This is a genomic window from Acidobacteriota bacterium, assembly GCA_016208495.1.
Lineage (GTDB): Bacteria > Acidobacteriota > Blastocatellia > Chloracidobacteriales > Chloracidobacteriaceae > JACQXX01.
The window spans coordinates 1-6,075 of sequence record JACQXX010000042.1 but is presented as its reverse complement, the minus strand read 5'-3'; the positions used below and the strand labels follow the sequence as shown (position 1 = coordinate 6,075).

The following is a 6,075-nucleotide window of genomic DNA, read 5'->3' as shown; positions in this document are numbered from 1 at the left end:
CTACATTCCGGTTTGGGGCATCCTTGTCCCCATTCTTTTGGTTTTCTCACAGGTCAGCCCTCCGATTTCTCTTCTGTTTTTTGTCTTTTCTATCGTAGGACTGACCTGTTTCTTTTTCAAAGTATTAGCCGATGAGCACCTGAGAATGAGTGGTATTGAATTTGACGAAACCTTCATTGAATAATCTGGTTCCAGCGCCCATCCGGGCGCAAACGCTTCACGACCTGTGTTCCGGTGGGTGCGCCTCAAAGCAGGCTGCCCACCGGCTACTCTCCGGCGCCCATCCGGGCGGAGATCGTTGTTCAAAGACTTACCGGGGAAATGATCAATGAGCGGACTTGAATACACCCGAATCACCAGTTTCCACCTGCTGTTCCTGGTTGGTGTTTTCATCGGAGGCATTCTGATGGCCAACATCGGGTGGAAATACTTTGGGCTGGGTGGGGCGGTTTTGGGCGGTCTGCTGGGGGCGTATCTTGGTGGCGCGCTGGCGTTGATTCCCGAACGTTGGGCGACCAAAGCGTTTTTCAAGGATATTGAGGAAAGTTCAACCGAACGGCTGTGGGAAATTGTCAACCGCCAGGAAGAATGGAATTTCTACCACACCATGGCGTTGCTCCATCTGGCCGGACGCAGGGAAGATGTCCAACCAAAGCTGCCCCACATCCTGACCATGCTTGAATCGGCTGAAGCCTTGGAACGGGTGTATGGATGGGACGCGCTCCGACTGGTTTTTACCGAAGAAGCCAAAAAGCTGGAAGGATATGAACCCCGTGCTATGGTGGAAGAGCGCCAGGAAAAATTGAATCGCTACCGATCTTCAACCCAATGAGAAACTGCGGAAACAAGCACTGGAGTGGTGTCCATCGGGTCTTTCTTCTGCTGAAAACATTGAGATTGACAACCGTGCAGGCTGGTAATTACAGTGTGAGTACGTCTTCCATTTCCTTTTGGTGAACCACACGTATGCGAACGCGAATTGTCAAAATCGGCAACTCTCAGGGAGTCCGGATTCCCAGGCTGTTCCTTCAACAGGTCAAGATGACCGACGAAGTGGAACTTGAGGTGCGGGATGGCCAAATTGTGATTACTCCGGTTCCTCACGCACGATCAAACTGGGAACAGGCATTTCGTGGAATGGCCCAGCGCAACGATGATGTTTTGATTGATCGTCACGCTTCAGGTCAAACCACCTGGGATGACGAAGAATGGGTCTGGGAATGAACCGGTTTGATATTTACCTCGTCAGCCTTGATCTCACCATCGGAAGCGAAATCCAGAAGACCCGACCTTGTGTCATCATTTCGCCTAATGAAATGAACAAATTCATCCGAACTGTCATCGTTGCTCCAATGACGACAGCCAGCAACATCTATCCAACGCGAGTGACGTGTGAATTCGACGGGAAGAAGGGGTTGATTGTGCTCGACCAGATTCGAACCGTGGATAAAACCCGATTGGTCAAAAAACTGGGGCAACTTGACCGTGAACCCCAAACCCAGGTGTTGACGACGCTGGCCGAGATGTTTGCGGAATAATTTGATTCAACGTTTGTCGAAAGATTGAACTGTTCGCTGAAAACGCTTATTCTTCACGTATAAATACGTGTTGAGGTGTAACATGCAGAAGAAATTGACAATTACCATTGATGAACAGGTCTATGATGGGCTTCATGCGGTCATTGGGCGTCGCAAAATTAGTCAGTTCATTGAAACTTTGGTTCGGCCACACGTGGTCCATCCCGACCTGGAAACCGCTTATGCTCAAATGGCTCAGGATACACACCGGGAAGAAGAAGCTTTAGAGTGGATCGAAGGCACCATGGGTGAGGTTGACCATGAAGCGCAGTGAGGTTTGGTGGGTAAATTTTGAGCCGTCAGTTGGTGGAGAAATCCAAAAACAAAGACCGGCTGTGATTGTCAGCAATGATGCGTCCAATAAATATCTCAATCGGCTTCAGGTTGTACCGTTAACTTCTAACGTTGAAAACCTCTATCCGAGCGAAGCCCTGATCGTCCTGAATGGACAATCTCGAAAAGCAATGGCCGACCAGTTGACAACGGTGAGTAAGACCCGGCTGAGTAAACTGGAAGGGAAGCTTTCCAGCCAGGACATGGCCAAAATAATCCAGGCCATCAAGACACAACTGGCCATTTCGTAAGGCTATCGAAGTGAAAAAAGCAACCGGGACTGGAATAAATTTTCAGGAGTACTCCGATTCCAGCTCCCTCCAGGAGGCCGTCATGTCCAATCACAGTGGAAGCTATCTGTTAAATCATTGTCTTCACCTCCTTCATAAGGAAGGAGTCTTTACACAACTTGGCCAGGACCGAAGCCGAAAGCTGATTCTTGAAATGATAGACACTGCCTGTCGTCGGTGGGACTGTAATGGTGGTGAGATCCTTGATGGATTGGCCGAAGTCTTCGGCATTTGTTCATGCTGTAGAACGCTGACCGACGATCTTAAGGACGAACTCTGCCCCACGTGTCGTGATGATGAGTGATAATAGCTTCATTCCAGGCTCCATCCAGATAACTCATCACAGTTTACGTGGTTGTATTGGGAAAGACTGATCTGCAAACCGATTCGCATGGCCCTTGAAGCGCACTTTACCTGAACTCGCCTTCTGGGATGAACATGAGACGAGGGGCAGTTTTCGGAGGAATTCCAGTATGACGCTGATCTCGTCACTCTCCGCTGTTGTGATGGCACTGATTGCCGTGGTGTGCTTCTTTCCGGCGCTTCGTTTGGGTGAGCGGCGACGAATGGTGGCATTCCTGGTGCTGGGAATGGTGGTTGCTCTCTCGCCGGTGTTGATTCCACTCCAGCACCGACCAGCCCGGATTATGGCCAGCGGGTTTGCGTTGCTCCTGGTGATGAAGATGTGGGATCTCCACGTTGGGGCACTTCATGGAGAGCGTCCGCACTTCAGGGAGTTTCTCGCTTTCTTTGCGAATCTGTTCCTGCTGGTTTTGAGAAAAAAAGGCCACGAACGCCAGCCCACAACCTCCCAGAACCTGTGGAACCTCGCCGTTGGCATTTTTGGATCCGCGGCGGCGGCTGTGCTCATGGTACTGCTTTTGAAATTCGACTGGGCTGGGATTCCGTTTCTGCTTGAACACGCCCTCAAAGCAACCGTGTTTTTTGGCTTCGCCGTGGCGTTTTTTCAAACCTGCGTGGCCACAACACGCCTTATTGGCGGGTACCTGGTGAGTTTTAGTGACCAGCCGATTATGGCACGCACCCCAGCCGAGTTTTGGCGACGGTACAATCGCCTGGTCGGACAGTTTCTCCACGAGGATGTTTTTAAATTTCTGCGTGGCCGGCGATGTCCAATCCGGGCCACTGTTGGTGTCTTTTTGGTATCAGGACTGATTCACGAGTATTTATTTTGGATCGTGATTGGGCGACTCGAAGGCTTTCAGATGATATTTTTTCTGGTGCAGGGCTGTGCGGTTGCCCTGACGCTCCGGATCAAGCCGACCGGCAGGGAAGCTCTCGTCTGGGGAGGCGTTACATTTGTATTTAACCTGATGACCTCGATGTTTTTCTTTGCCAGCGTACAAAGCGTGATCGGATTCTACCACGGCGGTCTGCCAGCCTGGCTCCGCATCTGGTAAGCGCCTGATCTTTCTGCGTTTTCCGTATTTTCCATGGTTATACCATTTTGGAATGAAGTGATCGTATTAAAGGATAGTCAAATGATTCAATTAATTGAAGTTAGTGAACTACTGACTACGATCTACTGACTGCAAACTGGTATTAGAACATCTGGAAATTTTCGGTAAAGCATTTAGCCAGAAAAAAAGGCCGCCAGAGAGGTGAGCCACGTCACCTTCTCACTGGCGGCTATCATTGTAAGAGAAACTGGACAAAACGATCACTCAAAGGTCAAGAACAAAAAAGACTGGGGTTATTCGACTTCGGCACTGGTTGTGTCAGAGTCGGCATCATACACCAGCGTAAGTTTGTTGATGGTGGTCAGGTCCAGGCCCTCCCATTCGGCACCGCCGGACCCATCGGCCCAAACGACGAGAATATCCCACTTGGCCGCTGTTGCGCGGGGGTGGAATTTGACTTCCAGCGCTGAGCCATTGGCAAAGGCTCGTCCGTGGAGCACTTCGTCTTCCGGCGCCCAATCTCCTGTACCAGTGGCCCCAATCGAGAGGGCTTTAATGCCATAGCCGGTTTTGTTCACAATCGTGAAATCAAGGGCTGGGTTATCTATGGTGACCGTAGGGGTCAATGATGCAGGGGTTGGGAAGGCGCCGTACACGGGATTCAGGGTTAATCCAAGGCTGAAGATAATGGTTGCTGCAAACAATAATCGTGATTTCATACATTCTCCTCAAGGTAAAATACACAACACAGAGACTCTACCCTCCAACGTCCTGTTGGGGGCAAAGACACAAATAGACTCAAGCCTGTAAGGCTGGGTTGGGGGTATCTGGGAGAGAAGTCACGAAACAGAAGAAGTGTTTTGGTCCTAAAAACACTGGCTTCCTGAAGTGATTAAGAACAGGAAGGTTTGATGACAAAACCCCTTTTACCATCGAGTTTGGTTTGGGTCAAGCGTAATGTTTTGGAAAACTTTCTCGACTTATCGCCCTCGAAACCACCTGTCAGGTTGGTTCTGAGGGGGATAGATAGGAAGTGACAGTTATTCGATAATAACGCTGGTGACATCTCTTTCCCCGTCGTACACCAACGTAAGTTTAGTGATTTCAGTCAGGTCCAGTTCCAACCATTCTTCACTGCCCGAGCCATCGGACCATTCGACCATGATGTCCCACTCTTCAGCCCTGGCTCGGGGATGGAACGTAATATCAAGGGCGGTTCCGTTACGGAAAGTTCTTCCCTTGAGCACTTCGTCGTCTTTGGTCCAGTCGCCAGTCCCGCTGGCGCCAATGTAGACCGCTTTAATACTGTAACCAGTCCGGTTGACGAGGGTGAAATCAAGATTGGCATTTTGGGTGATGGTTGGTGAAGCTGGTGAGACGGTACCGGACAAACCAGCATGACAGGGAGGGACAGTTAAGCCGAACAACAACACTACTGAAGCCGCAAACAGGGGCAGGGATTTCATGGGAATCTCCTTCAACACAAATTGGACGTGACCGGATCAAGCCGGAAACGAGTCAAGCAAAACGAAAATCAAATTGGGAATGCGGCGCTTATCGAGGCAGGGACCAACAGGAACCGTAGTGAGAAGTGATTGAAGATCTAATTTTTGATGTGCCGAGTTGATATACATCAGGTCGGCCCACGGGTCAAGTTTTTAGTCTTTATTTTATTGTGCCTGCCAAGATTCAACCAGTTCTTATGTGGTTGCTTGCGCAAAAATTAATTCTTTCTTGTCAAAAGAAAAGCTAATTTCTAGGATAGGTTTTTGCGGAATAGCGGAAAGTGGACCCGACGTCCAGTTTGTCGGTAAACGTCTCCTGAAAGAACCCCATTCATTGACTATGTCAACACACACCGCAATTTACGTTCACTCGTTTGATGAAGACAAAATCAAAATGCAGTTGGCTTTGTACCTTGAAATGTGCCATCCAACTAAACAGGTGTTCCAGAATACCTTGCCCTGTTTTCCAGGAGGATTTTATCTGGCCTGTCTGGAAAAAGGTTTGGAAGTCCCAACCAGGTTTGCCGTGAGACCCTATCAACAGCCATGGATCCTTATTTGCTACAATTGTTTCTCCGAAATGAGAAATCTGGCGGAGGAGCTTTCTAAAGAACTGGGAACAAAAGTTCTGGTTGTGATTGCTCAAACGAATTCAGACCAGTACTACCTGGGAGCTTATCAGCCAGGATATCCCCACCGGAGCTTCAATTTTCCTGAGCTTGAATCACTTGAGTACTGTTGTAATCTTCAGGGATTACAGCCGTGGAAGGATGAAGATGAGCAACAGTGGGATGTTATTTATTGCTAAGTAGAGCGTGTCGCAGAACGGATCTTTGGAAAGAAAAGAAAACAGGGATAAGAGACTTGAAAAAGAAAGACGGTATAGGGTTTCCTAAGGAAATATGAAAAACCGAGAGGAAACCCATGACCGAACCAAAGAAGTGTACCG

Annotated in this window: 10 protein-coding genes; 8 read left to right on the top strand and 2 right to left on the bottom strand. The window is 49.1% G+C overall.

All coding sequences use genetic code 11. The features are described from left to right. The first annotated feature begins 161 nt into the window (after nt 1–161). From HY774_07195 to HY774_07165, 7 genes are all read left to right on the top strand, one after another. Nucleotides 162–332 (top strand): hypothetical protein, encoded by a 171-nt coding sequence (locus tag HY774_07195; protein MBI4748259.1) that lies wholly within the window; start codon nt 162–164, stop codon nt 330–332. After that, nucleotides 329–832, top strand: coding sequence for a hypothetical protein (locus HY774_07190; protein MBI4748258.1), 504 nt, complete (start codon nt 329–331; stop codon nt 830–832). Before HY774_07195 ends, HY774_07190 begins: the two co-directional genes overlap by 4 nt. A 134-nt stretch (nt 833–966) precedes the next feature. Beyond that, nucleotides 967–1,224 carry an AbrB/MazE/SpoVT family DNA-binding domain-containing protein gene (locus HY774_07185; protein ID MBI4748257.1) on the top strand — a complete coding sequence of 86 codons (258 nt, stop codon included), beginning with the start codon at nt 967–969 and terminating at the stop codon, nt 1,222–1,224. Then, the gene (locus HY774_07180; GenBank protein MBI4748256.1) at nt 1,209–1,538 is read left to right on the top strand and encodes a type II toxin-antitoxin system PemK/MazF family toxin; all 330 of its coding nucleotides are present in this window, start codon (nt 1,209–1,211) and stop codon (nt 1,536–1,538) included. The genes HY774_07185 and HY774_07180 overlap by 16 nt, the downstream gene beginning before the upstream one ends. Nucleotides 1,539–1,620: 82 nt before the next feature. Next, nucleotides 1,621–1,851, top strand: a complete 231-nt coding sequence (locus HY774_07175) for an addiction module antitoxin (protein ID MBI4748255.1) — start codon at nt 1,621–1,623, stop codon at nt 1,849–1,851. Beyond that, complete coding sequence (locus HY774_07170; GenBank protein ID MBI4748254.1) at nt 1,838–2,161, top strand: type II toxin-antitoxin system PemK/MazF family toxin; 324 nt, start codon at nt 1,838–1,840, stop codon at nt 2,159–2,161. Before HY774_07175 ends, HY774_07170 begins: the two co-directional genes overlap by 14 nt. 512 nt (nt 2,162–2,673) lie before the next feature. Next, nucleotides 2,674–3,621, top strand: coding sequence for a hypothetical protein (locus HY774_07165; protein MBI4748253.1), 948 nt, complete (start codon nt 2,674–2,676; stop codon nt 3,619–3,621). A 293-nt stretch (nt 3,622–3,914) separates the two neighbouring features. Here the strand turns inward: HY774_07165 and HY774_07160 are convergent, their stop codons facing one another. Both HY774_07160 and HY774_07155 read right to left on the bottom strand, forming a co-directional pair. Further along, nucleotides 3,915–4,340 carry a hypothetical protein gene (locus HY774_07160; GenBank protein ID MBI4748252.1) on the bottom strand — a complete coding sequence of 142 codons (426 nt, stop codon included), beginning with the start codon at nt 4,338–4,340 and terminating at the stop codon, nt 3,915–3,917. A gap of 321 nt (nt 4,341–4,661) precedes the next feature. After that, a complete protein-coding gene (locus tag HY774_07155; protein ID MBI4748251.1) occupies nt 4,662–5,087 on the bottom strand; it encodes a hypothetical protein in 426 nt (141 codons plus the stop codon). Between the two features lie 238 nt (nt 5,088–5,325). Here HY774_07155 and HY774_07150 point away from each other — a divergent pair, with 238 nt between their 5' ends. Continuing rightward, nucleotides 5,326–5,934 carry a hypothetical protein gene (locus tag HY774_07150; GenBank protein MBI4748250.1) on the top strand — a complete coding sequence of 203 codons (609 nt, stop codon included), beginning with the start codon at nt 5,326–5,328 and terminating at the stop codon, nt 5,932–5,934. The last annotated feature ends 141 nt before the right edge of the window (nt 5,935–6,075 follow it).